This is a genomic window from Afipia massiliensis, assembly GCF_014203115.1.
Taxonomy (GTDB): domain Bacteria; phylum Pseudomonadota; class Alphaproteobacteria; order Rhizobiales; family Xanthobacteraceae; genus Afipia; species Afipia massiliensis.
In genome coordinates, this window is sequence record NZ_JACHIJ010000004.1 from 347614 (window position 1) to 374360 (window position 26747).

Here is a 26747-nt window from a genome sequence, read left to right on the forward strand (position 1 = left end):
TGCCTGCTCTGGACAATCTATCCTACTCACAAGTATGATCTCAACTCAAGAGTAGTATTTGAACGAAATTCGTTCGTACGAGGCGGGAAAGGCACAAGCCATGGCGGAAAATGTAGAATACTCAGTCGCCGGGGGAGTAGCGACTATTCGCCTCAATCGGCCGGATGCCATGAATGCTGTCGATGCCGAAACCGCGAAGCAACTCGCCCAGTACGCGAGAAAAGCCGAGCTGGATTCCGCGGTGCGATGCGTCGTGCTCGAAGGCGCGGGCCGAAACTTCTCAGGGGGCGGAGATGTGAAGGTGTTCGGCACCACAATGGCGATGAACGACGAGGATCGCCGAAGTGTCTATGCCGAGATCCTGGTGCACACCCACGCCCTCATGCTGTGTATCCGCCGGATGCCCAAACCTGTCATAGCCGCGGTAAACGGTGCGGCGGCCGGTATCGGGCTCGGTCTGGTCACGGCGTGCGACATGGCGATCGCCGCGGACGATGCTTCCTTCTCGCTGGCCTTTTGCCGCATCGGCATTAGCCCGGATTCCGGCATGACGTACTTCCTGCCTCGCGCGGTCGGCTTGAAGAAGGCGACCGAACTTGTCCTGCTCGGCGATCGTTTCGACGTCAGCTACGCGCTATCAATAGGCATCGTGAATCGCGTGGTGCCGCGCGACGCACTGACAGCCGAGGTCACGGCTTTGGCCGAAAGACTTGCCTCGGGGCCAACCGCAGCTCATGCCCGCGCCAAAGCGCTGCTTCATCGTTCACAGACTGCGGAGTTGGCAGATCAGCTCGTTGCCGAACACGACATGTTTCTGGCGGGCGTGACTACCCACGATTTTGTGGAGGGCGTAACGGCATTCCTTGAGAAGCGGCCCGCAACCTTCAAGGGATTCTAGCTGAGAAGTCAGCAAGTCCGTTGCGCTCACGGCGATCGCTTGAAGAAATATGCGCGGTCATGCTAATGGCTGATCATCCACGGCCGCGCGGTCGGAAAACTTTTGGCTCCGCTGCGGGTCTTCGTCACCAGCCGCGACGGCTTGGTCGAACAGCAGCCGCAGCCCGGCCGATGCGAGGCTTTGTATTCGCCAAGCGTTTTCGGCGCGTTGGCGCTGCGCTCATTGATCGCATGCGACTTGCGCTTGTCCGCAGGCATGCACGAGAAGCGCGGCGCGGTGAGAATGACGCGCGGCGCCTGGACAGCGCAATGCGGGCAGTCCTGCGGCTCTTCGAACTCCGCCATCGGCCGCATATCGGTGAATGGTCCACAGTCGTTGCAAAGATACTCGTAAACCGGCACAGCCCGTCTCCCTCGGTTTGTACTGTTGTTTCGATACCCGCACAGATGGAGGCGGCAAGCTACGCACCGCCTCCACGTCGCGCGGGAGCTACTTGTCTTGTGACAGCGGCATGTCGATGCCGCCCTTGATGTGTTTGATCGGACCCGCCGACGACGGCATGATGTCGAAGTCGAAGATTTCCGTCGGCAGCCACAACGTGGCGCAGGCGTTCGGCACGTCCACGACACCCGATATGTGTCCCTGCACCGGTGCCGTTCCGAGGATCGAGTAGGCCTGAGCGCCGGAGTACCCGAACTTCTTGAGATACTCGATGGCGTTGAGACAGGCCTGACGATAGGCAACCGTCACATCGAGATAATGCTGCTTGCCGGCCTCGTCGACCGAGATACCTTCGAAGATCAGGAAGTCCTTGTAGTTCGGCGTCATCGGCGACGGCTTGAACACAGGGTTCTTGATGCCGTACTTCGCCATGCCGTCCTTGATGACATCGACCTTGATGTGCAGCCAGCCAGCCATCTCGATGGCGCCGCAGAAGGTGATTTCGCCGTCGCCCTGGCTGAAATGCAGATCGCCCATCGAGAGACCCGCACCTGAGACGTAGACCGGGAAATAGATCTTCGAACCGCGCGACAGATCCTTGATATCGCAGTTGCCACCGTGCTCGCGCGGCGGAACGGTGCGCGCACCTTCAGCCGCAGCCTTCGCCTTAGCGTCGCCCTTCATGCGGCCCATATGCGCCGTCGGCCCGAACGGCGGATTGGCAAGACCCGGCACCCGGGTCGGGTTGGTCGCGATCAGCGCCGTCTCGCGCTCGTTCCACATCGACAGCATCTTCGGATCGGGTAGACAGCCGATCAGGCCGGGATGAATCAGACCTGCAAAGTTGACGCCGGGGATGTGCCGCGACGATGTGTACATGCCCTTGAAGTCCCAGATCGACTTCTGCGCCAGCGGGAAATGATCGGTGAGAAAGCCGCCGCCATTCTGTTTGGAGAAGAAGCCGTTGAAGCCCCACAGGCTCTCCTTCATCGGTCCGACATCGAGCAGATCGACCACCAGAAGGTCGCCGGGCTCCGCGCCCTTGACGCCGATCGGGCCCGACAGGAAATGCACGATCGACAGGTCGATGTCGCGAACGTCATCTGCCGAGTCGTTGTTCTTGATGAAGCCGCCGGTCCAGTCGTAGGTCTCGATGATGAAATCATCGCCCGGACTGACCCATTCCACCATCGGGATCTCCGGATGCCAGCGATTGTGGATCTTGTCGTTGTCGTAGGCCGACTGGTTGAGATCGACCTTGATCAGTGTATCTGGCATTTAGGATGCTCCCCTGGTTACAAACGTCGTCGTTAAACTGAAAGATATTTCGCGACCTGCGCAGCATCGATGCCGTCACGCTTCTCGTCGCGGACGATCTCGCCGTTCTCGATCACGAGAACGCGGTCGGCCACATCCAGCGCGAAACTGAGAACCTGCTCTGACACGATGATCGACAGTCCGCGCTCGTCGCGGATGCGCTTCAGCGTGCGCGCCATCTCACGGATAATCGATGGCTGGATGCCCTCAGTGGGCTCGTCCAGCAGAAGAACTTTCGGCTTGGTGGCGAGCGCTCGCGCAATCGCGAGTTGCTGCTGCTGACCACCCGAGAGATTTCCGCCGCGCCGGCCCTTCATCTCCAGCAGCACCGGAAACAGCTCATAGATATCGCCGGGCACTTCCTTCTCGCCCGACGTGACCAGCCCGGTTTCGATGTTCTCCTTCACCGTCATGGTCGAGAAGATCATGCGGCCCTGCGGGACATAGGCGAGGCCTTTGGCGACCCGCTCGTAGCTCTTGAGCGTGCTGAGCTCACTGCCTTCCATGGTGACCGAACCGCTCTTGGTCGGAACGATCCCCATCAGCGACTTCATCAGCGTGGTCTTGCCCATGCCGTTGCGACCCATGATCGCAACGATCTCGCTGGGCGCAACCGAGACATTGAGACCGTGCAGGACTTCGCTCTGTCCGTATGCGACGTGAAGGTCCGAGATCGCGAGCATTGCGTATTCCTCAAATCGTAATGTCAGTGTCCCAGATAAACTTCGATAACTTTCGGATCGTTCTTGACCGTCTCCATCGAACCTTCCGACAGGATTTTCCCCTGATGCAGGACGGTCACCTTGTGCGCGATGTCCTCGACGAATTTCATGTCATGCTCGATCACCAGCACCGAGCGATCCTTGATGATGCGGTTGAGCAGCTCGGCGGTCTTGATGCGCTCACTGACGCTCATGCCGGCAACCGGCTCATCGAGCATCAATAGGTCGGGATCCTGAATCAGCAGCATTCCGATCTCGAGCCATTGCTTCTGGCCGTGGCTGAGCAATTCAGCACTCATGCCGAGGCGATCTTTCAGGAAGATCATCTCCGCGACCTCTTCCACCCGGTCGCGCACCGTCGCATCGCGCTGGAACGTTAGCGCGCCGAACACCGTGCGGCCGCGCGGATAGGAGATTTCGAGATTCTCGAAAACGGTCAGATCGTCGTAGATCGACGGCGTCTGGAATTTGCGGCCGACGCCGGCCTGGACGATCTGGTTCTCCTTCATCCTGGTTAGTTCCTGATTGCGGAACTGAATCGAACCCGATGTCGCCTTGGTCTTTCCGCAAATCAGATCAAGTACGGTGGTCTTCCCTGCCCCGTTAGGGCCGATGATGACGCGGATTTCGTTTTCATCGACGTAGAACGACAGATCATTGACCGCCTTGAAGCCGTCGAACGAGACCGTGAGCGCCTCGACCGCGAGCAGGAATTCCTTGGGTTGATGACCGACAAGCATGGCTTTCTCCTATTCCGCCGGGGCGCCGTCGGCGACCGAGCCGCCGGTCCAGCCGCTCTTGCCGCCCGTCTTTGCCTTGCGAAATGCGATCAGACGATCGATGCGGCTCTGGACGTGATCGCGCCAAATTCCGGCAAGGCCGTTCGGGAAAGCCAGCACCACCGCGATGAACAGCGCGCCGAGGCCGAAGAGCCAAAGCTCGGGAAACGATTCCGAAAGACTCGTCTTGGCGAAATTGACCAGCAGCGTGCCGTAGACCGCGCCGAGGATGGAGAGACGCCCGCCGACCGCGGCATAGATCACCATCTCGATGGACGGCACGATGCCGACGAAGGACGGCGACATGAAACCGACCTGAAGGGCGAACATTGCGCCGCCGATGGCTGCGAACACCGCTGCCGCGCAGAAGGCAAAGATCTTGAAGTTGGCGACGCTGTAGCCCGAGAACCGGACTCGGTCCTCCTTCTCGCGCATCGCGACCAGAATACGGCCCAGCTTCGAATGACGGATGAACTGCGCGATCCCGATGCAGCCGAACAGGCACGCCACTTCCACGAAGTAGAGAATGAACTTGGCGTTGTCGGTGCGGATATCCCACCCCTTCAGCGTACGCAGGTCGGTGATGCCGTTGACGCCGCCGGTGTAGCCCTGCTGGCCGATGATCAGAATGGTCAGGATCGCGGCGATCGCCTGGGTGATGATGGCGAAGTAGGTGCCGCCGACGCGGCGCTTGAACATCGCAGCGCCGATGATGAAGGCGAAGATCGCCGGCACGACAATGATTGCGATGATCGTCAAAGTCAGGCTGTGGAACGGCTTCCAGAACAGCGGCAACTGCGTGATCTGATTCCAGTCCATGAAGTCCGGGATGCCGGGCGTCGACTGGATCTTGGTGTTTGCAACGCTGGATGCTTCCAGCTTGAGAAACATCGCCATGCAGTAGCCGCCGAGGCCGAAGAACACACCCTGCCCGAGGCTGAGAATTCCGCCGTAGCCCCAGCAAATCACCAGGCCGATCGCCACGAAGGCATAGGTCAGATACTTCGCGACCAGGTTGAGCCGGAAGTTGTCGAGGGTCAGCGGCAGGATGACGACCAGCAGCACCGCCAGCACCAGGATGCCGAGAAGCTCGGAGCGGTTCGCGAAACCCGGATCGTCGTTGACGGCCTTGGCGGCAACAGTTTGCTCAGAGACTTTCTTGGACATTTCCTGGCCTTTTCACTTCCGGACCTTGAGGGCGAACAGCCCCTGCGGCCGCAGCATGAGGATTCCGACAATCGCGAGCAGCGTGAGAACCTTGGCCATCGAGCCCGACATGAAAAACTCCATGGTGGACTGCGCCTGGGAGATGGTGAAAGCCGAAGCGATGGTGCCGAGCAGGCTGGCTGCGCCGCCAAACACGACCACAAGGAACGTATCGACGATGTAGAGCTGGCCTGAGGTCGGGCCCGTCGAGCCGATCATGGTGAAGGCTGATCCCGCGATGCCCGCGATGCCGCAGCCGAGGCCGAAGGTGTAACGGTCGACCTTCTCGGTGTTGATGCCGACAGCGCCGGCCATCACGCGGTTCTGCACCACGGCGCGGACCTGACGGCCCCAACGGGACTTGTACATGATGTAGGCGACCGAGATCGTGATCAGCAGAGTCAGGCACATCACGAAGATGCCGTTGATCGGAACTTCGATGGTGTCGGTGATCTGCTTGGAGCCCAGCATCCACTGCGGCAGCTCGACGCCGACTTCACGTGCGCCGAAGATTGAGCGATAGGCCTGCTGCAGGATCAGGCTCAGGCCCCAGGTCGCGAGCAGCGTATCGAGCGGACGCTTGTAGAGATGCCGTATCAGCGCCCATTCCACCAGCATCCCGAGCGCGCCGGATGCCAGGAAGGCGAGCGCCATCGCAATGAAGAAGTAGCCGCTGAACAGCGACGGCAGATAGGCCTGAAAGAAATTCGACGTCATCCAGGTGACGTAGGCGCCGAGGATCATGAATTCGCCGTGCGCCATGTTGATGACGCCCATCTGGCCGAAGATGATCGCAAGCCCAAGCGCCATCAGAACATAAACGGAGAAGAGAATGAGGCCAGCGAAGCCTTGCATCGCAAAGATCGCACCGAGATCGCCAATCGAATAGTCGCCGAACATTTCAGATCTCCGCCGGGGAAGTCTCGCGCCGCGAACGAATCCGCGGCGCGAGGGCTGCGGGCGTGGACTGACGATCCACGCCAGGGAGCTCAGCTATCGAAGTGAGATTTACTGGTAGCCCTTCGGGAACGGATCGGGTTCGATCAGATCAGGCGTCTCGTAAACCACCTTGAACTGGCCATCGAGGCCGGCGAGACCAACGCGCGTCTTCGACCACAGATGATGGTTCTTGTGGATCTTGACGTAACCCTCCGGCGCCTTGGTGAACTCGATGCCGGTAGAAGCTTCGGCGATCTTGTCGACGTCGAAACTGCCCGCTTTCTCGACCGTCATTTTCCAGAGCCACGGGCCGAGATAGGCAGCCTGTGTGACGTCTCCGATCACGGTCTTCTCGCCCCACATCTTCTTGAAGGCGGCGACGAATTCCTTGTTGTTCGGGTTATCGAGCGACTGGAAGTATTTCATGCAGGCGAAAGCGCCTGCGATGTTTTCGCCGCCGATGCCGTCGATTTCGTCCTCGGTGACGGAGATGGTCAGCAACGTCTGCTTCGACAGGTCGATGCCGGCCGCCTTGAGCTGCTTGTAGAACGCGACGTTCGAGCCGCCGACGATGATCGCGTAGATGACGTCCGGCTTGGTCAGCTTGATCTTGTTGATGACCGAGTTGAACTGGGTGTGACCAAGTGGGAAGTATTCTTCGCCAACGACCTTCGCGCCTGAGAGATGACCTTCGATGTGCTTGCGCGCGATCTTGTTCGACGTGCGCGGCCAGATGTAGTCCGAACCCAGCAGATAGAAGCTCTTTGCGCCCTTGGTCTTGTTCACCCAGTCGAGGCCCGCGATGATCTGCTGGGTCGCTTCCTGCCCGGTGTAGATGACGTTCTTCGACTGCTCGAGGCCTTCATAGAAGGTCGGATAGTAGAGCATGCCGTTGTACTGCTCGAACACCGGCAACACAGCCTTGCGCGATGCCGAGGTCCAGCAGCCCATGACAGACGCGCACTTGTCGTTGACGAGCAGCTTTTTCGCCTTCTCGGCGAAGGTGGGCCAGTCGGATGCACCGTCCTCCTGAATGAACTTGATCTTGCGCCCAAGCACGCCGCCCGTGGCGTTGATCTGCTCGATCGCCAGCTTTTCGGCCTGCACCGATCCGGTCTCGGATATCGCCATGGTGCCGGTGACGGAGTGCAGGATTCCGACTGTGACCTCGGTGTCGGTCACCGCCAGGCCCGTGGTGTTAACGACGGATGTCGCCGGGCCCGCACCAAAGGATGGGCGGGAAACAAGCGACATGGCGGGCAGCGCCGCCATCCCCATAAGCAATTTTCGCCGGAACGCGGACTGTAAGCCCTGATGTTTTTCGTCTGACATGGCCACCCCTTTTTGCTGAACAACGCGCCTTGATGGGGAAAAGATGGCCCGAATTGTGCAGCGCACGGATACGCGAAATCGCGCATACAGCACCGCAAAAGCGCGACGTAGATTTTTTGGGACCGGATTGGGACGCGCGACGCGTGACGAAGGAGATCAAAGTGGCCGGGCGACAGCGGATAGACCGCGTCAGGCGCCAGTATAATCAATGGGTTGCCAACCAGACCCTTGAGGACTACGCGCTTCGCTTCACGGCCAAGAGCGCGCGGCGCTGGTCGGCGGCACGGGTGGCGAACACAGCCCTGGGCGCGATCTCATTTCTCGCGCTGGAGGCTATCGGCGGCACCATCACCCTGAACTACGGCGTGACCAACGCCACCGCTGCCATTCTCGTGGTCAGCGTCATCATTTTCTGCTGCGGACTGCCGATTGCCTATTATGCAGCCAGATATGGCGTCGATATCGACCTGCTCACGCGCGGGGCCGGCTTCGGCTACATCGGTTCCACGATCACGTCGCTGATCTACGCATCCTTCACCTTCATCTTTTTCGCCATCGAGGCCGTCATTCTCGCGATGGCGCTCGAACTCTGTTTCGGTATCCCCCGCCCGATCGGCTATCTCATCAGCGCGGTCGTCATCATCCCGCTGGTCACCCACGGCATCACACTGATCAGCCGCTTCCAGCTATGGACGCAGCCATTCTGGATCCTGCTCCACATTCTGCCGTTCGTGGCCATCGCCATCAAAAGCCCCGGCTCGTTTGCGGAGTGGACCGCGTTCCCGGGCGAGCATGGCAATCCATCAGGACACCTCGACCTGTTGCTGTTTGGAACCGCGGCCTCTGTCGTGTTCGCGCTGGTGGCGCAGATCGGCGAGCAGGTCGACTTCCTGCGATTTCTGCCGCGCGATCGGCGAACCTCGAAGCGCGCATGGTGGATCGCCATGATCAGCGCCGGCCCCGGCTGGATCGTGCCTGGTGCGATCAAGATGCTGGCCGGATCGTTCCTTGCCTTCTTCGCCATCAAGCATGGCGTGACGGCGGAGTATGCCGCAGAACCCGCGCATATGTATCTCGAGGCGTTTCGTTATGTGCTTGCACAGCCTGATCTCGCGCTGGCGCTGACCGGCACGTTCGTCATCCTGTCGCAGCTCAAGATCAATGTCACCAATGCCTATGCGGGTTCAATTGCGTGGTCGAATTTCTTCTCGCGCCTGACGCACAGCCATCCCGGCCGCGTGGTATGGCTGGTGTTCAATGTGCTGGTCGCGCTGCTGCTGATGGAAATCGGCGTTTACAAGGCGCTGGAACAAACACTGGCGCTTTATTCGAACGTCGCCATCGCCTGGGTCGGGGCGCTGGTCGCCGATCTCATCGTCAACAAGCCGCTCGGCCTGCGCCCGCAGCACATGGAGTTCAAGCGCGCGCATCTCTACGACATCAATCCCGTCGGCGTCGGCGCCATGACCATCGCCACCATCGTCTCGATCAGCGCGTTTTATGGCTTCTTCGGAACCACGGCGAAGGCGCTTGCGCCGTTCGTGGCGCTGACCGTGGCCTTTCTGACCGCGCCGGTGATCGCATGGGCGACCGGCGGCCGGTACTACATCGCGCGCAAGCCGAAGCGGAGCTGGCAGAATCTCGAAACCATCAAGTGCTGTATCTGCGAACACGCCTTCGAGCCCGAAGACATGGCCTCCTGCCCAGCTTATGCCGGTCCGATCTGCTCGCTGTGCTGTTCACTCGATGCGCGCTGCCACGATCTGTGCAAACCCCATGCACGTATTCAGTCTCAGCTGTCCGAAACTCTCGGCAAGCTTCTCCCCCAAGCGATTTATGCGCGCATCAACTCGCAGTTGGGACATTATCTCGGGGTCTTTGCCGCGTCCGCCGGACTTGTCGGCTTGACGCTCGGACTGATCTACCTGCAGTCCTCGACAGTGATTGCGGTTGATCATATCCAGCTTTCGGACGTGCTCTGGAAAGTCTTCTTCGCCTTGACGATTATCATCGGTGTCGTGGCGTGGCTGTTCGTTCTCGCCAAGCAAAGCCGTCAGGCTGCGGAAGCCGAAACCAAGCGGCAAACCACGCTGCTGATGCAGGAAATCGACGCCCACCGGCAGACCGACATCGAACTTCAGCGCGCCAAGGAGGTCGCCGAATCCGCCAACCTCGCCAAGAGCCGCTACGTGGTCGGCTTAAGCCACGAATTGCGCTCGCCGCTCAACGCCATCAGCGGTTATGCGCAGCTGCTCGAACAGGACGCGACCATCCAGCCGAAGCCGCGCGACCAGATCCGCGTGGTTCGCCGCAGCGCCGATCATCTCTCGGGACTGATCGACGGCCTGCTGGATATTTCCAAGATCGAGGCCGGACGGCTTCATCTGTCGCGCGACGAAGTTCGCCTCCACGCGTTTCTCGATCAGCTTGTCGGGATGTTCCGCTTGCAGGCCGCGGCGAAGAACGTGGAATTCGTATTCCAGCGGCCGGAGACCCTGCCGCCGGTCGTCTATGCCGACGAGAAGCGGCTGCGGCAGATTCTGATCAATCTGCTGTCGAACGCCATCAAGTTCACCCAGAGCGGCAGCGTTCATTTCATCGTGCATTACCGCAGCCCCGTGGCGGAATTCGAAGTGCGCGACACCGGCCCCGGCATTCACTCCGACGATCTGGAGCGAATTTTCGCGCCGTTCGAACGCGGCGCGCTCGGCATTTCGCAGCCGCAAACCGGTACCGGATTGGGCCTCACCATCAGCAAGCTGCTCGCCGGCGTCATGGGCGGCGACATTCGTGTCACCAGCACCGTCGGCAAAGGCAGCACGTTCCAGGTGAAAATGTTGTTGTCCGAGGTCACCAACCCGACCCGCATCAAGACGATCAACGCCCCGATCTACGGCTATCACGGTCCGCGCAAAACCATCCTCATCACCGACGATGATCCAACTCACCGCGATTTGCTGCGCGAAGTTCTCGCCCCGCTGGGCTTCATCATCCTGAGCGCCCCGGACGGCGCGACATGTCTCAATCTCGCGCAACACTGTCAGCCGGACATGTTCCTGCTCGACATCTCCATGGGTGAGATCGACGGTTGGTCGGTTGCCGAAAGCCTCCGCACCGCCGGGCATCATAATGCCCGCATCCTGATGATTTCGGCGAGCGCGCTCGAAGCTCACGGCGCCCCGCTGGCGCAACCGTTCCACGACGGCTACCTGATGAAGCCGATCGACGTTCCGCGCCTGCTTGAACTGATCGGCCAGTTACTCAAGATCGAATGGTCATACGAGCCGGGACCAATTCAAACCACCGAAGCGTCGGCCGCCGCATGGAACGCGGACAAGGATCCGAGTCCACCGGTGCAGTATGTGGATGAGTTGATTGATCTCGGACAAATCGGCTACGTCACGGCCATTCATCTCAAGCTTGACCAAATCGACAAGGATCATCCGGAGCACGCGGCCTTCGTGTCGCAGATGCGCTCGCTGATCGAACGGTTCGATCTCGGGCAATACATGGCAACCCTTCAGAATGTGCAGCGCCATGATCATTGAAGCGAAATCACGCGACACCGTGCTCATCGTCGATGACTCGCCGGAAACCCTGCGGATGCTGACTGACGCGCTCGATGGCGCCGGCATGACCGTGATGGTCGCGCTCGACGGCGCGTCGGCCCTGCGCATCGGCGAACAGATCGTGCCGGATATCATCCTCCTTGATGCAGTAATGCCGGGCATGGATGGGTTCGAGGCCTGCCGCCGTCTCAAGCGCGAGGCCAAGCTTGCCGGTGTGCCGGTCATCTTCATGACGGGTCTGGCCGAGAGCGAACACATTGTGCGGGGGCTGGAGGCCGGCGGCGTCGACTACGTGACCAAGCCGATTGTCATTGTTGAAATGCTGGCGCGGATCAAGGTTCACCTCGCAAATGCAAGGCTGACTCAAAGTGCGCGCGCCGCACTGGACGTGTCAGGGCGTTACCTGTTTGCAGTCGATCACCGCGGGCGCATCATCTGGGCGACCCCGCAGGCGGAGAAACTGGCGCGCGCGAGAGGCACCGACGAGAAGTTCGAATTGCCCGAGCCATGGCTCGACTGGCTCGATCAGATGCACCGTGGAATGGCCGAATCGAAATCGCCGCCAGCGATTTCGTTCCGTGACGAGAAGCTTCGCCTGCAATACATGGGCCGGCTCGGCGCGAACGAATTCCTGCTCCGGCTGGCACGGGATACCAGTTCAGACTCTCCGGCGGAGTTCAGCAAAGAGCTCGGACTGACCAGTCGCGAGGGCGAAGTACTGTCCTGGCTGAGCAAGGGCAAGACCAACCGCGACATCGCGCAGATCCTGGGCCTCAGCCCGCGCACCGTCGACAAGCATCTTGAGCAGATTTACGCAAAGCTCGGCGTCGAAAACCGCACCGCCGCGGCAGCCGTTGCCACCAATGCCAGTCATCGGAATTTCTGACGGAATGAACGAGGCAACACGAAAGGTGACTTTGCCCTATTCAATCACCTCGTCGTCGTGGGCGATAGCTTCAGTGGAATGATAACGCTGAGCGCCTTCGCGCGCGCCTAATTGTCGAAACCGACGAACACCGTAGCTTCATCGACAGACTTTCGTTCGGACACGACCGCATTTGCCGGGAAGCTTTCATCCGGCCAGCCCAACGCGATACTTTTCATGATGACCTGATCGTCGGCTATTCCGGCATGCTCACGCACCACCGGTGATTGCATGATGCCCTGGCTGTTAATCACTGCGCCCAGTCCGCGAGACCAGGCGGCATTGACCAGAGCGGTCGCCACAGCGCCGCAATCGAACGGCGTATCGTCGCTGCCGTCCAGCACGCGGTCATAGGTCACAATCACGCATACAGGCGCGTCGAATTGACGGAAGCCGCGCAGGACCCAGTCCTGCCGCTTATCCTTGTCATCGCGCTCGATCCCCATTGCGGAGAATAGTTGCTTGGCAACACCAACCTGCCTGTCGCGGTGCGGACCTACAAAGGCCTGCCCCGTACGGAACTCACGCGACTGCGGTACGCCAGCCACCATCCGCTCGGTGTTGCCGGCGCGGATCCGATCCAGCGGTTCGCCCGTGACAATGTAGAAATTCCAGGGCTGGGTGTTCATCGACGACGGAGCGCGCATCGCCAAACCGATGATTTCCTCAATCAGTGCCTTTGGGACTGGATCGGGTTTGTAACCGCGGATGCTCCGTCGGCCGAGGATAACATCATCAAATCGCATTTGTATGGAATTCCCCAGTATGATTCCTGAACTGGCCTGGATATTCGCGGCTTCTCGGCTTGTGCGCAAGCCTATGACCGCCCAGCAACCTCGAAATCTGGGCGGCATCAACGATCCTATAGCCGCTTAGCGTTCTGGTTATTTCCTTGTCAGTCAGACACTGAGTGTCCGAGAAAACGCATCACGCACAGCCAACGGATGCCGCGATATCCCGGTTAGCAGCGCCGATCGACGTGCTTCCGCGTACCCCGGCGAAACGATCACCACGCCGGCATCGTAACCAGCTCAACAAGTAACGCCATAGCGCTGTGCAGCTTCGATCGTGAGTCCCTTGCCCACAGCCCCGAAAGTATCACCTTCAATCACCCGGGCGGCCGGGACCATTTTGACAATGGCACTTCGCACATGAGTGAGTTGCACTGAACCACCGGTCAAGAATATCACGTCAATATTTTTGGAAGTAAGCCGCGCCTGTTCGAGGCACGTTTTTATCCGCGCAGCGATGCGCATAGCCAGTTGCCCGGTATGATTGACGAGATCTGAGCGCTTTATGGCGGCGCCCAGACTTGGCTCAACCCAGTCAAGTGAAACCTCCGTTTGCCGATTATCGGACAATGAAATCTTCGCATCTTCAACTTCCATTGCCAGGGTATGACCCCGTTGTTCCTCGATCACGCGAACGAGGCGGTCGAACAATTCAGGCTGCGCGGCCTCGTAGCGAACCTGGCGGACCTGAGTCATGACCTTCTGATCGTACACGCTGTTGATACTCGACCAGGTTGCAAGATCGTGGAAGTAGCTCGACGGAGCATCTAGTCCTGCACGCTTCATCTCACTGCCATAGCCCAGCAGCGGCATGATCACACCGAGGCTAAGCTGACGGTCGAAATCGGTGCCTCCGATCCTCACGCCATCATTGGCCAGAATATCGGGCTTCCGATCAGTCTTTCGGTGACGCTCCGGGCTGAGACGCACAATCGAGAAATCGGACGTACCGCCGCCGATGTCCGCGATCAGCGCTATTTGCTCTTGAGAGATTCCGCGCTCGTAATCGAGTGCAGCGGCAATTGGCTCGAACTGAAAGGTGACTTCTTCGAAACCAATCTCTCGCGCGATGTCGCGCAATGTTTGCTCTGCCCTGCGATCGGCTTCCGACGCGTTATCGATGAAATGTACGGGCCGGCCATGGACGACATATCTCAATTCATGACCAACGGCCTGTTCGGCGCGACGCTTTACGACGCGGAGATAATAAGCGATCACGTCACGGAAACTTGCGCGCTCGCGCCCCACTTTCGTGGTTTCGTCGATCAGCGCCGTGCCGAGCACTGATTTCAGACTTCGCATCAGGCGGCCGGGCGCGCCGTCGACATATGTCTCAATGGCCTTACGGCCGATCAGGACGGCGCCATCCCGCTCATAAAAGATCGCGCTCGGGATGGTGGCATGACCAGCCTCCAGCTCTGCTAACATCGGCGCGCGGCCGACAAGAGTACCAAGCGTCGTATTCGACGTGCCGAAATCGAGGCCGCAGGCTGACATCGTTGCTCCCAGAAAGAGCGCCCGTCTACCCATTCCGGAGCTATTGATCCACCACTATCTTGCGCGAATTTGCATACGCGCAGGCCGAACTCGCCCCTGCGATAAATTCAACAAGTACGGCGTTTACTCCCATCGCGCTCGAGACATATGTGACAACAGCCTGCCGATCGGCGCTCGGATGACCGTTAGGGTCAGAAGCGGATGCTCGCGAGTGACCGCTTCGCGCCAATACCGGACGCCATTGAGTGGCTGCCTTTATTGCCTTAAGCGCATCAAAAGCGTTGGCGATCCCGGGAAGACTCGAACTTCCGACCTGCGGTTTAGGAAACCGCCGCTCTATCCGGCTGAGCTACGGGACCGGTCGCATCCCTCGCGGAGATAGCCGCAAGAGCATCTAAAACTTTCGCGATTCCATACCAGAGCCCGCGCCCCACCGCCACCCTGCCTTGTCAGCCCTGTTCGTTGGGGAGTTTTGAACTGGCACAACGCGCAGGATAAAGGCATTGGGCGCGTACTTCACGCCTATTGGCCTGCTCAGGTACTCGCAAACTGCGCAAGGCTGCAACCTTGTCCCAGCTTGATTTCATGATATCATGGGCTCATGGCAAAGTCTATTCGTGATATCACGAAATCACCTAGGTCTCGTGCTCCTGTAACTGGCGAGCCAGTTATGGTGAGAATACAGCCAAATATGGCGAAGGCACTCGATGATTGGCGTAGGAAGCAAACGGACCTTCCGGGGCGCCCTGAAGCGATCCGGCGCCTCGTTGAGGCCGGTCTCAATTCTAAGCGATAGTACTTACCCCCGCTTTCTGCCGTTTTAGACGGATTAATCGAATTGCTATGAAACCCATCCCATTTAACGATCTTTCCAGAAACAGTCCCGCGATTGTTGGAGCACTTAGTGCAGTCGGAGAAAGGGTGATTTCCGGCGGATGGTACGTGTTGGGCCCTGAAAGCAAACAGTTTGAAGACGAGTTTGCAGCATTTTGTGGCTCAAGTTTCGCGATCGGTGTCGCGAATGGATCTGATGCACTCGAACTAGCTCTAAGAGCGGTAGGAGTCCGCGCCGGAGAGAGCGTCGCTACTGTCGCCAATGCCGGCGGTTATTCCACTCACGCGATACGCGCAATTGGGGCTCTTCCGCTATTTGTCGATGTTGAACCTGACACGCAACTAATCAATCTCGATGAACTCGCATCAATACTAGCGAGCACCTGCCTTTGGTGCTCGCGTTATGGCGGCGGCGTGGCTCGCGTCAGAGAAGAACAGACGAAAGACAGTGCAATCCAAACGATTGAAGGCGGTGATTGTAACACATCTCTTCGGCTGCATGGTGGACATGAAGCGCGTACTTGAGATTTGTGCGGAAAATGAAATCAAAGTTATTGAAGATTGCGCGCAAGCGCATGGCGCCAGCATTGAAGGTAAAATGGCAGGCAGTTTTGGAGCCGCCGGCTGCTTCAGCTTCTATCCAACAAAGAATTTGGGCGCCCTGGGAGACGGTGGAGCAGTGATCACAAGCAGCGTTGCTCTTGCTGATCGCTTGCGCTCGCTTCGGCAGTATGGATGGAAGGAAAAATATCACACCGCCGTGCTAAACGGTCGAAATAGTCGATTAGACGACATTCAGGCATCGTTCCTTCGAGTGAAGTTGCCGTTGTTGAAGTCTTGGAATCTCAGACGAAGAAAGATAGCCGCTCGTTACTGTGAGTTGATCACGAGCGAACAAGTGACTTGCCCGCCGATTGATTCATATGGGGACGCATGTGTGGCTCATCTTTTTGTCGTTCGATGCGTCGATCGCGAAAGACTGCGCAATCATTTAATAGCCCGCAATATTGGATGTCAGATCCATTATCCCGTGCCGGACCATCTACAGGAAGCGTGGATGGATACTTCGTCCAATGTCAATCTTCCAGTTACCGAGAGTCTCGCGTCACAGGTTCTGTCATTGCCCTGCTATCCGGAACTCGAAGACGATGAGATTGCCTTTGTCATACGAGCTGTGAACGAGCATTGACATGAATTATTCGGTTATCGTTCCCGTATACAAGAATGAGCACTCAATTCCGGAACTGATCGAGTCTCTGTCATTAGTTCAAAATGAAATCGCTTCCCGCTTTAACATTCAACTCGAAGCCATCTTCGTGGTGGACGGGAGTCCGGATCAAAGCGCGGCTGTGCTTTCGCAAAAACTTCCAGAGGCGCCTTTCGCCTCAAAACTGTTGCTTCACACGCGAAACTTTGGATCGTTCGCTGCTATTCGAAGCGGCTTGAACGCCGGACAGGGACCTTATTTCGGTATGATAGCCGCGGATCTTCAAGAGCCCCCTTCTCTGCTTGTTGATTTCCTGGAAAAGCTTGTCTCCAACACTGCAGATATTGTCGTCGGCACGCGACGAAACCGGGACGATCCGCCCGCCACGCGCCTTTTCGCAAGTCTTTTTTGGTGGCTCTACCGCCTCTTGATTATTAGAGATATCCCGGAAGGGGGCGTCGATCTCTTTGCCTGTACTGATCAAGTTCGCCGCGAACTCTCCAAATTAGGCGAGGCCCATAGTTCCTTGGTTGGCTTAGTGTATTGGGTCGGATTTCGGCGTTGCGAAATTACCTACAGCCGCTCTGCTAGAAAGTACGGCCGCAGTGCATGGACGTTTCGAAGAAAACTCGCATACATGATGGATAGCGTGTTTTCATTCACCGACCTTCCAATCCGGATTTTGACCGCCGCTGGCCTTCTGGGCATCACCTTTGCGTTGTTGATGGGGGTGATAGTCTTTATCGCTCGGGTGTTCGGGGACATAACGGTCACGGGTTATGCTACCACACTGTTAGTGATAGTTTTTTTCGGAGCATTGAACACGCTGGGTATCGGGCTCGTCGGACATTACGCATGGCGCACATATGAGAACACGAAACACAGGCCTTTAGGCATTGTTTCGCAGGTATTTTCGTTCAGCGCACACTCTCGAGCAGACACATCCTTACCGTTGGAAGACTAAATCAATGAGCGAGGTTTTCGTCCACGAGAAAGCAATCTGCGAAAGCAAGAACGTTGGAAGGGGCACTCGGATATGGCCCTTCGCTCACGTCCTTCCTGGCGCTCGCCTAGGTTCCGATTGCAATGTCTGCGAGTGTGTTTTCATTGAGAATGACGTTCAAATCGGGAATCGAGTAACGATCAAGGCAGGCGTTCAACTGTGGGATGGCACCACGGTTGAGGATGATGTCTTTATTGGTCCAAATGCGACTTTTACAAACGATCTTTATCCCCGAAGCAAAGTCTATCCAGAAAAGTTTCTACGCACGATTGTAAAAAAGGGCGCGTCTATCGGAGCGAATGCGACGATATTGCCTGGCATCGAGATTGGCGCGGGCGCGATGGTAGGAGCTGGCGCTGTCGTAACACGCTCAGTACCACCCAATGCTACTGTTGTCGGCAATCCCGCACGAATTGTTGGGTATGTCGACGCAGATAAGTCGGGGCACTCGCATGTGACGACGCGGGAAGTCGAGCCTAACGCGCCGAAGGAGAACGACACGGGAGTGAAGGGGGTTCGCATTTTCCGCATGCCGCGGTTCACCGATATTCGCGGCGAACTATCCGTTGGTGAGTTTGCGAAAGATCTTCCGTTTCAGCCCGCACGATATTTCGTTGTTTATAACGTTCCGTCGCGGGAAACTCGCGGCGAACACGCTCATCGCGCAAACCATCAATTTATGATCTGCATTGCAGGGTCGTGTACTATATTGGTGGACGACGGCATTTCCCGGCGCGAATTTATCTTTGATAGTCCCGTCGTGGGCATGCACGTTCCACCCATGATCTGGGGTACACAGTACAACTATTCCTCGGACGCGGTTCTCTTGGTTTTCGCGTCGTTGCCATATGATGCAAACGACTACATACGAGATTACTCTGAATTCAAGATGTTGGTGCAACGCTGAAATTCGTGCAACAGAAACCTCCTCAATCGGTCTTCCTCGACAGACGAAGTTTATACACAAACAGCCCTAGCTTTCTTTGATCGTCATTAATGCCGAACTGAGAAGGGTTTGTTGCATTCGGAATTTTCAGCTTAAGGGTTAGAAACCCGTTTTGATCAACAGCGTCCCCGGCGATAGACAACTCGCGCGTTTCTCCCGCAGCAAAACTCCACTCATCAACTCGCCCAAGCCTATCCGTTACTTCAACCGTCTGCGCTGGCAATCCATCGCCGACAAGTCCCTTTGCCGATATATGGAGCGTAAATCCACTTGAAGGCAGTTCGCTTGGGTGAAAAATCAATGTGGCTTCGTTCGCAGTGCTCCATCGGCCGCCATGCTCATTGTTGCCACTCCAGCCTTCACCAAAAATGCCGTCGTCATTTGAGAGCTGTGAGAAATCGACGTTCGATCCAACACGATAAGTCGGCACCAAGCTCTTGGCCGCAGATGCGTCCAAGCCATGCTTCCCAGCCACCACACTGCAAAGATAGAATCCATCGATCGGTCTGCAATAGTGTTTCATTTCCCGATTATGATGGAGCAATGAGGCAATGAGGTTGTTTCCTATTACGTATGCCGTGCCAACCTCCAGTTGACCCGCTGCTATTTGAGATCGTTGAACTGAGCATGCTTCGCCTCTTCTGCCATTCTGCAAGCTCATACCCTGTGAAGAAGCTAGTTTAGCAAGCACTAACTGCATGCCGTGAGCCTCGGGACTTTCGCGGCGATCGCACGAAAACGACGGAACGACTGAAAGATGATGATGAGTCCGACCTAACGATATCCAGTCTTCAGAGGATAGTTCCAAGGGCGCGGTTATCTCAGCTCGCGATGTGATCGGATCGAACTTCAAGCCACACGTAAATGAGCGTTCGTCTATCTGATCAGGCTTTAAATATTGCCAATCGGAGGCCAAATACGGTCTTGCCATTCTCCAGGTATCAAGCCGAGTGTCTGGCTCGACCCTCATCACCCAGTTTGTCGAAAGCCCAAGCTTGTTTCTAAAGTAAGACGTCGACACCGCGTGAAACGGGCCTATCTCGTCAGATACGCCCGAAACCAAAACACTGTCGCACGTTGCAAGACCAAGATCTGCTGCACGTTGGGTCTCTTGAATCTCCTTTAGCGATCGCTCGCGCAACATCTTCAGCCAAGCTAGCCCCGCTTCGCGATCTACGCGGTCAGTCTTGTAAAAAACATAGCCAACAATCAGGGCTATCATTAGTGCCGAAGGGAGCGCGACCCTGACGGTCACCTTTTTCAAAATCAAATAGGCGAAGGGTATAATTCCAAACGAGAGCAACGGAAGAAAATTCATTGCGTAAAAATCAAAGCGCCTTGGCAAAATTAGATATGGCGCGAGCAGAGCAAAATAGGCTCCGCTAACGAACAGCGTCCCATAAAGGAGTGGCGTGAAGACGCGGATTCGGATGAACTGAACCAATGCAATAATGCCAGCAGCGGTCCAAAACAAAGAAAGGATAAGAGTCGAGCGCGAACACGCAAAGTAAAACCCTAAATTGGCGATAATGTTTCTGACCGGATGAGACAAATCGTATGCTTGGCTCTTTCCGGTCAGAAATGCAGAGCCATAGACCACATCGTGAGAAAGGCTTGCCCCGTATGCTATCAGTACCACCAGAAGCGGAATGATACATTTAGCGACAGCAGCCGATGTATTTCTCTCAAATGAAATAACGACGCCATTTAACAGAATGCCCCACAAAAGAAAAAGACTCATGTCCTCCTTTGAAAACGCGGAACCGGCGCAGAGAAAAACGAATAGTACTAAGAGCAGCGGGCGATGACGGGAGCGCAGGTAAACGTGAAGCGTGAGCATCGCGGCGAAGCCGAGCAACGCGGATAACCCATTCGTTATCAATCCCAAATACTGAATCATTTGGGCTGCACTGGACTGTGCGAACCAAATTGCTGAACCAGCAAAACCGAAAGCAAAATTGAAACGACCGCTGAGCTTTATGTCGAAACTAATCTGGACGAGCAGAGCAACGAGTGTCAGATACGATAGGCAAATTGCAAAAAACGAGAGATAGTAAGTTATTGAGCCAAGTGGCGCCAAAAATATTATTGAATTTGATGAGAAGAGGCGCACTGCACGAAATGTATACGTCGATGATTCAGCCAACCCGGAAAAATCGTCGTGATGCCAAGGGGAAAATATGGAATTGATGGAAAAATATTGACTTTGGACGATCGCCCACCCTGCAATGATACCGAGAGCAATTGCTACAAAATCTTCCAGCCGGAAGCTGTTCGTCTTAAACTCATTTGACATTGATTTTTAAACCATAAATGTTCGAGCGTTCTCCTATTTATAGACCACGTCGCACCACCACATAAAAGAGCTTACTGGGATTCTGGATTCGTCGTTGCCGAATCGAAGCAACAACCTGCATAGGGAAATTTTCTTAGGAAACCGCCGCTCTATCCGGCTGAGGTACGGGATCGGTCGCATCCCTCGCGGAGATAGCCGCAAGAGCATCTAAAACTTTCGCGATTCCATACCAGAGCCCGCGCCCCACCACCACCCTGCCTTGTAACCGTCATGTCGAAACACTAGTCTTCCCGCAGGGTGGGCGTTCGACAGGAGATAACGATGGGTTTGCTCGATATTCTCAACGGCATGCAGAACGGACCTCGCGGACCAAGCGCACCGGGCGAAAGCAGCGGCGGGATGTCGCCAATGACCATGGCGATTCTTGCTCTTCTTGCCTACAAGGCAGTCAAACACATTGGCGGGAGCCAGTCCGGGGCGAACCCGGCGGGCAACGTGCCGGCGCCATCCACACCGACGCCGCTACCCGGAACGACAACGGCCAGCACCGGCGGACTTGGCGGCGGGCTCGGCGACCTGATGAAGGGTCCGCTCGGCGGCGCTCTCGGCGGATTGCTGGCAGGCGGCGCAGCGGGCAGCGTTCTGAGCGGCGGGCTGAACGATCTGCTGAAACAGTTTCAGGAAAAGGGCCAGACCGAGACCGCGAATTCGTGGGTCAGCCCCGGTCCCAACAAGCAGATCTCGCCCAACGACCTCGCCTCCGCGCTTGGTGCGGACCAGATCAGCACGCTGACATCGCAAACCGGGCTATCGCGCGACGAACTGCTTGCGGGTCTCGCGAGACAGCTGCCCGACGTCATCAATCAGCTGACGCCCGATGGCCGGCTGCCGACCGAGCGCGAAGCTTCGCGCTGGATTTGATTGGCGTCACGACAGCGTGGAGTGAATGTTTCGCTCCACGCTGACCGGCAAGCGTCTCTTTGAATTCAAGCACGAAGGATACCAGCAATGCTCTACGTTCTCTTTGTCGGATTGGTCGCAGGTTTCATTGCACGGCTTTTATCGCCCGGTCCGAACAATCCGACAGGCTTCATCCTGACGATGGTGCTCGGCATCGCCGGCGCGTTCCTGGCAACCTTCATCGGTCAGGCTATCGGCTTCTACAGCCCCAGCCAGGGCGCGGGTTTCATCACCGCCACCATCGGCGCGCTGATCGTGCTGTTTATCTGGAACAGACTGGTTGCACGCGGGGTCGTGTCCGACCCCGGCAACAAGGTCTGAGCAGCAGGATTATTCGTCCTGCACTCATGACGCCGGATCAGGTCCGCCTTGGAAGAACGGCTGGTCCGAGGTGCGCGCCCGCATCGATCCGCATGATTTCTCCGGTGATGCTGCGCGACGCGGGGCTCGCAAGAAAACAAACGAGTTCGGCGACATCGTGTGCCGTTGTCGCCATCTGGAGCGGTGACTGATCCGTCACCATCTGGCGAATCTTCCCGGCGAGTTCGGGGCCGCGGCCCTTGGTGAACCACGGCGTATCGATATAACCGGGACAAACTGCATTGACGCGGATCAGCGGCGCGAGCGCGCGCGACAATGAAAGGGTGATGCTGTTCAGCGCGCCCTTGCTTGCGACATAGGCAACGGATGATCCGATGCCGGCGATCCCGGCAATCGACGAGACGTTGACGACCGACGAACTGCGGCCGGAATGCTTCGCACCGGCCTCCAGCAGCGCGCGCGCCGCGCGAACCATCTGAAATGGCCCGATGGTGTTGACACCATAGATGCGCTGGAAGTCTTCCGCCGACAGGCCTTCGAGATCGCCATGATCCACATGCTTTGTCGTGCCGGCATTGTTGATCAGGCCGTCAAGCCGCCCCCATGGGGCCGCCGCGGCCACGATCTTCCTGCAATCCTCATCGCGCGACACGTCGCCTTGCACCACTACAACCTCTGCGCCCGCGCTTCGGCATTCGTCCGCGGTCTGTTCGGCTTCCTTCTGGCTCGACGAATAGTTGATGACGACGCGTGCGCCCTGTTTCGCCAGCAATGCGGCGGAGGCCGCACCGAGACCCGATGCGGAGCCTGTTACAATTACCGTCAATCCATCCTTGGCCATCTCATGTCCTTCTTGCGAGGCTGTCGTTGCGCGCGCAATCTAGCGGCCAAATTCCGGCCGTGACAGCGATTTTCCGGCCGCTTCGGCATGCGAATGGCAGATGCGCAACGGCCGCGCCAATGTTCGTCCGCCGAAATCAGCCTGGAGTTGCGGCCTTTCCGGCAATCAACGCATCGACGATAGTGATGCCGGCACCTTCCTCGTGCACGCGGACCGGATTGATCTCGATCTCCGACACACGATCCTTCAACGCAACGGCCAATTCGGACATCTGCGCGATCAGCCTTGCGAGCGCGACCGTGTCGGCTTTCGCGGCCCCGCGGAATCCGTGGAGCAGCGCCACTGATCTGAGCTCACCGATCATCGCGGCGGCTTCCGACTGATCGACCGGCGCCGGCCGATAGACCACGTCCCTGAATAGCTCGGTCGCGATACCTCCAAGCCCGGCCATCACGATGGGGCCGAACGTCGCGTCATTGACCGTGCCGACGATCATTTCGACGCCCTGCCGCGCCATCGGCCCCACCAGCACGCCCTGAATACTGGCCTCCGGCTTGAACCGCGATGCGTTCGCAATCAAATCGCTGAAGGTCGCAGCCGCGTCATCGGCATCGCGGACGTTGACCCGCACGCCGCCGGCTTCGCTCTTGTGCGGGATATCACGCGACTGGATTTTCATCACCACCGGGAAATCCATGCCGGAAAGTGCTGCCGCCAGTTCGGCCTGATCCCGCACCAGACTTTCCTGCGGCACGGCAATTCCAGCCTCGCGCAGCAGCGCCTTGCTCTCATGCTCCGAGAGGCGCTCCGGTACGGTGCCTCCGGGAATCGCCAGACGCGGTGAAGCAGCCTCCGCGCAGGGCGAGAGTGTAAACCTGCTCCGGCTCACAAGGCGGCTGACCGCCCGGCCGAGCGCGGCGATGCCGGAAAACGCCACGATACCGGAGGCAGCCAGTTCCGTGCGCGCGAACTGCGACGGCAAGGTGTAGGTGAAAAACAGGATCGGCTTTCGCTGGGCGTCAATCAGCGGCTTGATCTCGTCGCGCTTGACCGGGATGCGCGTTTCGCTCGCCAGCGACACCACGACGACAATCGCGTCGACGTCATCGGATTGCTCAAGCAGTTCGACAACCTTCTGCAGGCCGCCGCTGTGAACCGCCTGCGCCGTGATGTCGACGGGATTGCGCGGCGATCCATAGGACGGGATCAGCGCGCGCACCTGCGTCTGCAGCGTTTGCGAAAGCTCCGGAATCTGCAGGCCTTCCGCCGCAAGCGTGTCCGCCACCCACGCGCCCGCGCCGCCCGATACGGTGACGATGGCAACACGGTCGCCGCGTGGCAGCGGCGCTGTGGCGAATGCGGCGGCGATCGCAACCGCCTCATCGAGATCGTTGGAAACGATGAAACCGTATTTGGCGAACACGGCATCGTATGCCGCCGTCCAGCCTGCCATGCTGGCGGTGTGGGACGCGGCGGCGCGCTCGCCTGCGCCCGAGCGCCCGACCTTGGTAACGATCACCGGCTTGCCGGCCTCGGCAGCGCGGCGTGCGGCCGAGACAAACATCCCGGGATCGCGGATGCCCTCGATGAACATCAGGATCACGTCGGTGTTCGCGTCCTGCGCCATGTAGTCGAGAAATTCACCGGCGGCGAGATCGGACTCGTTCCCGGTGCTGATGACATTGCTGACGGCAACGCCCATCGCCTTGGCGCGGTTGTAGATCGCAAAGCCGATGCCACCGCTTTGGGCGATGATACCGACGCGGCGCGGTGTCGCCAGCAGCCGCGGCGCATCCGGATTGACATCGACCGTCGGGCTGAAAGTGGCGGCGATGCGCTGCGGCTCGTTGTAGAAGCCTTCGGCGTTCGGCCCCGAGATGCGCATGCCGGTGCGCTTCGCAAGCAGCGCGATCTCGGCCTGCATGCCGGCGCTCTCACCGCCCTCCTCCGCGAAGCCTGAGGAAATCACAATCGCGTTCTTCGCCCCCGCTGCCGCGCATTCCTGCAGGGCACCGAGAACCGCACGCGCCGGAATGATCACGATGGCGAGATCGACCGGCGCTCCAATCGCCGTGATCGACGGATAACACCGAAGATCGCCGACGCTGTCATAGGAGGGGTTGACGGGATAGATCTCTCCGGCAAATCCATTCCTGCGCAGAAACGTCAGCAACATGCCGGGGATTTTCTTGTCGTCCCGCGACGCGCCGATGATGGCGATGCTTTTCGGTGAAAAGAATGTGTCCAGCGGGTGTTGGGGCACGTCTTGGCTCACGCGGTGATACGAAAATCGACGCCGCCGAGGCCGAACGAACTTCCGGTCACCGCATGGCCTCTTTCCTGCGCGGCGCGCAACACGGCGGCCGGGTCGCGAACACGAAAAGTGAGTCCGCTCATGATCTCGCTGTCGCCTTCGACACACCGGATCCGGCAATTGACCAGAACAATCTCGGTGCCGGTTGCGGGAGCACCGATGATGCGGCTCCAGTGGTCCGCGAGTCCGCGCGGATCAGGGCTTGTCAGGATGACCTCCGTCAGCGCCGTCGTCACATCGTCGCGGATCGACTTGTCCCAGTCAGGGCCGGCCGGCGGATAGGCGCCGCGAATGTTGTCGCTGTCGGCGGTGTGATTGAACTCGATGAAAGCGGCGCGGCAATCGCGCGGATGAAGCTGGACGCCGAGATAGGGTGGACGATCGATGACGTGAGAAATCCGCACGCCGATGGCTTCAGCATTCTTCTGCCGTTCGCGCGGATCGGGACAGGACAGGATCGCCATGTAGCCGCCACGGCCGCCGGTCTTGTCGATGAACCGCCCGGCGGCGGTGCCCTCACGAAACGGGGCGACGACCTCAAGCAGGATTGTGTCGACCGGGAGCAGCGCATTCTCCAGGCCGTAGCGCGCCACATTGGGATCGCGGTAGCGGACCGTCAGCCCCATGATCGCCGCGATGTCGCCAACCACCGGCTCAAGGTGCGGCGCGACCAGACAGATTTGCCGCATTCGTGTCGCGTCAGTCATGCAGGCGCTCCAATGTCGCTCTTATTCATTGATAGGCGAGATTTTCGGCGAGCACGATCCTCGAAAGCCAGAGCTCTCGCGATCACGCCTTAATGTCCCTTGAACACCGCCTTGCGCTTTTCCATGAAGGCCTTCGCGGCTTCGCGATGATCAGCGGTTTCCGAGCAGCGGGTGTGATGCGCGGACTCGGCGTCGAAGCAGGCTTCGAGCGACAGGGTTTCAGCATTGTTGATGTTGCGCTTGATGTAGCCCAGCGTCACAGTCGGTCCCTGCGCCAGCGACATGGCAAGTTCAGTCGCCGCGTCGGCCACATCGGCATCCGGGACAACCTTGGTGACCATCCCGAGCGCAAGGGCTTCCTGCGCCGTGAGGACGGGCGACATCAGATAAAGCTCGCGCGCCTTGGCGCTGCCGAGCATTTGCGTCAGGAAATATGTGCCGCCGTAATCGCCCGAGAAGCCGACCTTGGCAAACGCCGTCGTGATCTTGGCCGATACGCCGGCGACGCGCAGATCGCAGGACAGCGCGATCGACAGACCCGCGCCCGCCGCCGCGCCGTCGATCTGCGCCACGACCGGCTTCGGCAGTTCATGCAGCAGTCGCGAAACTTCCATACCGCGCCGCAGATTGGCGCGCTTCGTCTCATATGTAAGTTCCGACTTGTTCTCGGCCATCGACTTGACGTCGCCGCCGACACAAAACGTACCGTTGGCGCCACGCAGGAGTACGGCGCGAACCTCGGTGTCGTCCGCCGCCCGCCGCGCCGCCTCGATGAGATCCGCCGACATTTCCGCGTTGATCGCGTTGCGCCGCTCCGGCCGGTTCATGGTGATCGTCAACAGACCGCGATCGAGACTCTGCAGAACCGTGCCGCTCATGGAGACCTCCTGTGTTGGACAGCA

General features: G+C 58.3%; 23 protein-coding genes and 1 tRNA gene. 9 read left to right on the forward strand and 15 right to left on the reverse strand.

The genetic code is table 11. From position 1 onward, the window contains the following. Nucleotides 1-100 precede the first annotated feature (100 nt). Entirely contained in the window at nt 101-898 is a 798-nt protein-coding gene (locus tag HNQ36_RS15475) for an enoyl-CoA hydratase/isomerase family protein (protein WP_184086549.1), read from the forward strand. Nucleotides 899-960: 62 nt separating this feature from the next. On the opposite strand, the gene HNQ36_RS15480 is transcribed toward HNQ36_RS15475, so the two are convergent. From HNQ36_RS15480 to urtA, 7 genes are all read right to left on the reverse strand, one after another. Beyond that, on the reverse strand, nt 961-1299 hold the full coding sequence (locus tag HNQ36_RS15480) for an FmdB family zinc ribbon protein (RefSeq protein WP_184086551.1): 339 nt from the start codon (nt 1297-1299) through the stop codon (nt 961-963). Nucleotides 1300-1387: 88 nt separating this feature from the next. Further along, a complete protein-coding gene (gene fmdA / locus HNQ36_RS15485; protein ID WP_046827887.1) occupies nt 1388-2617 on the reverse strand; it encodes a formamidase in 1230 nt (409 codons plus the stop codon). Between the two features lie 32 nt (nt 2618-2649). Beyond that, on the reverse strand, nt 2650-3339 hold the full coding sequence (gene urtE / locus HNQ36_RS15490; RefSeq protein ID WP_184086553.1) for an urea ABC transporter ATP-binding subunit UrtE: 690 nt from the start codon (nt 3337-3339) through the stop codon (nt 2650-2652). A 23-nt stretch (nt 3340-3362) separates the two neighbouring features. Continuing rightward, a complete protein-coding gene (gene urtD / locus HNQ36_RS15495; protein WP_184086555.1) occupies nt 3363-4118 on the reverse strand; it encodes an urea ABC transporter ATP-binding protein UrtD in 756 nt (251 codons plus the stop codon). Between the two features lie 9 nt (nt 4119-4127). Further along, entirely contained in the window at nt 4128-5324 is a 1197-nt protein-coding gene (gene urtC / locus HNQ36_RS15500) for an urea ABC transporter permease subunit UrtC (protein WP_246395397.1), read from the reverse strand. Nucleotides 5325-5336: 12 nt separating this feature from the next. Further along, nucleotides 5337-6263, reverse strand: coding sequence for an urea ABC transporter permease subunit UrtB (gene urtB / locus HNQ36_RS15505; RefSeq protein WP_184086557.1), 927 nt, complete (start codon nt 6261-6263; stop codon nt 5337-5339). A 108-nt stretch (nt 6264-6371) separates the two neighbouring features. After that, nucleotides 6372-7634, reverse strand: coding sequence for an urea ABC transporter substrate-binding protein (gene urtA / locus HNQ36_RS15510; RefSeq protein WP_184086559.1), 1263 nt, complete (start codon nt 7632-7634; stop codon nt 6372-6374). Nucleotides 7635-7795: 161 nt separating this feature from the next. On the opposite strand from urtA, the gene HNQ36_RS15515 reads away from it, so the two are divergent. Together HNQ36_RS15515 and HNQ36_RS15520 are read left to right on the forward strand one after the other, a co-directional pair. Further along, nucleotides 7796-11182: an ATP-binding protein gene (locus HNQ36_RS15515; RefSeq protein WP_184086561.1), complete on the forward strand. Its 3387-nt coding sequence runs from the start codon at nt 7796-7798 to the stop codon at nt 11180-11182. Further along, nucleotides 11172-12089, forward strand: a complete 918-nt coding sequence (locus tag HNQ36_RS15520; RefSeq protein WP_184086563.1) for a response regulator transcription factor — start codon at nt 11172-11174, stop codon at nt 12087-12089. The genes HNQ36_RS15515 and HNQ36_RS15520 overlap by 11 nt, the downstream gene beginning before the upstream one ends. Before the next feature lie 107 nt (nt 12090-12196). Here HNQ36_RS15520 and HNQ36_RS15525 read toward each other — a convergent pair whose 3' ends face one another. The 3 genes from HNQ36_RS15525 to HNQ36_RS15535 all read right to left on the reverse strand — a co-directional run bounded on the left by HNQ36_RS15525 (nt 12197) and on the right by HNQ36_RS15535 (nt 14775). After that, entirely contained in the window at nt 12197-12874 is a 678-nt protein-coding gene (locus tag HNQ36_RS15525; protein WP_184087093.1) for a nitroreductase, read from the reverse strand. A 285-nt stretch (nt 12875-13159) separates the two neighbouring features. Beyond that, nucleotides 13160-14416 carry an Hsp70 family protein gene (locus tag HNQ36_RS15530; protein ID WP_184086565.1) on the reverse strand — a complete coding sequence of 419 codons (1257 nt, stop codon included), beginning with the start codon at nt 14414-14416 and terminating at the stop codon, nt 13160-13162. Nucleotides 14417-14698: 282 nt separating this feature from the next. After that, a tRNA-Arg gene (locus tag HNQ36_RS15535) sits at nt 14699-14775 on the reverse strand. Nucleotides 14776-15259: 484 nt separating this feature from the next. Here HNQ36_RS15535 and HNQ36_RS26445 point away from each other — a divergent pair. The 4 genes from HNQ36_RS26445 to HNQ36_RS26455 are packed head-to-tail and all read left to right on the forward strand — an operon-like array spanning nt 15260 to nt 18367. Then, nucleotides 15260-15775, forward strand: a complete 516-nt coding sequence (locus HNQ36_RS26445; RefSeq protein ID WP_210312049.1) for a DegT/DnrJ/EryC1/StrS family aminotransferase — start codon at nt 15260-15262, stop codon at nt 15773-15775. Beyond that, nucleotides 15723-16439, forward strand: a complete 717-nt coding sequence (locus HNQ36_RS26450) for a DegT/DnrJ/EryC1/StrS family aminotransferase (protein ID WP_347339978.1) — start codon at nt 15723-15725, stop codon at nt 16437-16439. Before HNQ36_RS26445 ends, HNQ36_RS26450 begins: the two co-directional genes overlap by 53 nt. A 1-nt stretch (nt 16440) precedes the next feature. Then, nucleotides 16441-17421 carry a glycosyltransferase family 2 protein gene (locus HNQ36_RS15545; RefSeq protein ID WP_184086567.1) on the forward strand — a complete coding sequence of 327 codons (981 nt, stop codon included), beginning with the start codon at nt 16441-16443 and terminating at the stop codon, nt 17419-17421. Between the two features lie 4 nt (nt 17422-17425). After that, on the forward strand, nt 17426-18367 hold the full coding sequence (locus HNQ36_RS26455) for a WxcM-like domain-containing protein (protein WP_184086569.1): 942 nt from the start codon (nt 17426-17428) through the stop codon (nt 18365-18367). A gap of 22 nt (nt 18368-18389) precedes the next feature. Here HNQ36_RS26455 and HNQ36_RS15555 read toward each other — a convergent pair whose 3' ends face one another. Further along, on the reverse strand, nt 18390-20702 hold the full coding sequence (locus HNQ36_RS15555) for a DUF6311 domain-containing protein (RefSeq protein WP_184086571.1): 2313 nt from the start codon (nt 20700-20702) through the stop codon (nt 18390-18392). Nucleotides 20703-21023: 321 nt separating this feature from the next. Here HNQ36_RS15555 and HNQ36_RS15560 point away from each other — a divergent pair, with 321 nt between their 5' ends. Both HNQ36_RS15560 and HNQ36_RS15565 read left to right on the forward strand, forming a co-directional pair. Then, on the forward strand, nt 21024-21623 hold the full coding sequence (locus HNQ36_RS15560) for a YidB family protein (RefSeq protein ID WP_184086573.1): 600 nt from the start codon (nt 21024-21026) through the stop codon (nt 21621-21623). A gap of 87 nt (nt 21624-21710) precedes the next feature. Beyond that, nucleotides 21711-21983 (forward strand): GlsB/YeaQ/YmgE family stress response membrane protein, encoded by a 273-nt coding sequence (locus HNQ36_RS15565; protein WP_046827897.1) that lies wholly within the window; start codon nt 21711-21713, stop codon nt 21981-21983. 37 nt (nt 21984-22020) lie between these two features. Here the strand turns inward: HNQ36_RS15565 and HNQ36_RS15570 are convergent, their stop codons facing one another. The 4 genes from HNQ36_RS15570 to HNQ36_RS15585 all read right to left on the reverse strand — a co-directional run bounded on the left by HNQ36_RS15570 (nt 22021) and on the right by HNQ36_RS15585 (nt 26723). Beyond that, the gene (locus HNQ36_RS15570) at nt 22021-22824 is read right to left on the reverse strand and encodes an SDR family NAD(P)-dependent oxidoreductase (RefSeq protein ID WP_184086575.1); all 804 of its coding nucleotides are present in this window, start codon (nt 22822-22824) and stop codon (nt 22021-22023) included. Nucleotides 22825-22960: 136 nt separating this feature from the next. Next, nucleotides 22961-25087, reverse strand: coding sequence for an acetate--CoA ligase family protein (locus HNQ36_RS15575; protein ID WP_184086577.1), 2127 nt, complete (start codon nt 25085-25087; stop codon nt 22961-22963). Nucleotides 25088-25095: 8 nt separating this feature from the next. Further along, nucleotides 25096-25845, reverse strand: coding sequence for a VOC family protein (locus tag HNQ36_RS15580; RefSeq protein WP_184086579.1), 750 nt, complete (start codon nt 25843-25845; stop codon nt 25096-25098). Between the two features lie 89 nt (nt 25846-25934). Beyond that, nucleotides 25935-26723: an enoyl-CoA hydratase gene (locus tag HNQ36_RS15585; protein ID WP_184086581.1), complete on the reverse strand. Its 789-nt coding sequence runs from the start codon at nt 26721-26723 to the stop codon at nt 25935-25937. Nucleotides 26724-26747 lie beyond the last annotated feature (24 nt).

What these genes read in the sequence shown, in the direction of transcription:
- HNQ36_RS15475 (WP_184086549.1), top strand. Translation starts at nt 101, where the DNA reads ATGGCGGAAAATGTAGAATACTCAGTCGCCGGGGGAGTAGCGACTATT.
- HNQ36_RS15545 (WP_184086567.1), top strand. Translation starts at nt 16,441, where the DNA reads ATGAATTATTCGGTTATCGTTCCCGTATACAAGAATGAGCACTCAATT.
- HNQ36_RS15525 (WP_184087093.1), bottom strand. Translation starts at nt 12,874, where the DNA reads ATGCGATTTGATGATGTTATCCTCGGCCGACGGAGCATCCGCGGTTAC.
- HNQ36_RS15580 (WP_184086579.1), bottom strand. Translation starts at nt 25,845, where the DNA reads ATGACTGACGCGACACGAATGCGGCAAATCTGTCTGGTCGCGCCGCAC.
- urtD (WP_184086555.1), bottom strand. Translation starts at nt 4,118, where the DNA reads ATGCTTGTCGGTCATCAACCCAAGGAATTCCTGCTCGCGGTCGAGGCG.
- HNQ36_RS15570 (WP_184086575.1), bottom strand. Translation starts at nt 22,824, where the DNA reads ATGGCCAAGGATGGATTGACGGTAATTGTAACAGGCTCCGCATCGGGT.
- fmdA (WP_046827887.1), bottom strand. Translation starts at nt 2,617, where the DNA reads ATGCCAGATACACTGATCAAGGTCGATCTCAACCAGTCGGCCTACGAC.
- HNQ36_RS15560 (WP_184086573.1), top strand. Translation starts at nt 21,024, where the DNA reads ATGGGTTTGCTCGATATTCTCAACGGCATGCAGAACGGACCTCGCGGA.
- HNQ36_RS15530 (WP_184086565.1), bottom strand. Translation starts at nt 14,416, where the DNA reads ATGTCAGCCTGCGGCCTCGATTTCGGCACGTCGAATACGACGCTTGGT.
- HNQ36_RS15520 (WP_184086563.1), top strand. Translation starts at nt 11,172, where the DNA reads ATGATCATTGAAGCGAAATCACGCGACACCGTGCTCATCGTCGATGAC.
- HNQ36_RS15555 (WP_184086571.1), bottom strand. Translation starts at nt 20,702, where the DNA reads ATGTCAAATGAGTTTAAGACGAACAGCTTCCGGCTGGAAGATTTTGTA.
- HNQ36_RS26455 (WP_184086569.1), top strand. Translation starts at nt 17,426, where the DNA reads ATGAGCGAGGTTTTCGTCCACGAGAAAGCAATCTGCGAAAGCAAGAAC.
- urtE (WP_184086553.1), bottom strand. Translation starts at nt 3,339, where the DNA reads ATGCTCGCGATCTCGGACCTTCACGTCGCATACGGACAGAGCGAAGTC.
- HNQ36_RS15565 (WP_046827897.1), top strand. Translation starts at nt 21,711, where the DNA reads ATGCTCTACGTTCTCTTTGTCGGATTGGTCGCAGGTTTCATTGCACGG.
- HNQ36_RS15585 (WP_184086581.1), bottom strand. Translation starts at nt 26,723, where the DNA reads ATGAGCGGCACGGTTCTGCAGAGTCTCGATCGCGGTCTGTTGACGATC.
- HNQ36_RS26445 (WP_210312049.1), top strand. Translation starts at nt 15,260, where the DNA reads ATGAAACCCATCCCATTTAACGATCTTTCCAGAAACAGTCCCGCGATT.
- urtA (WP_184086559.1), bottom strand. Translation starts at nt 7,634, where the DNA reads ATGTCAGACGAAAAACATCAGGGCTTACAGTCCGCGTTCCGGCGAAAA.
- urtB (WP_184086557.1), bottom strand. Translation starts at nt 6,263, where the DNA reads ATGTTCGGCGACTATTCGATTGGCGATCTCGGTGCGATCTTTGCGATG.
- urtC (WP_246395397.1), bottom strand. Translation starts at nt 5,324, where the DNA reads ATGTCCAAGAAAGTCTCTGAGCAAACTGTTGCCGCCAAGGCCGTCAAC.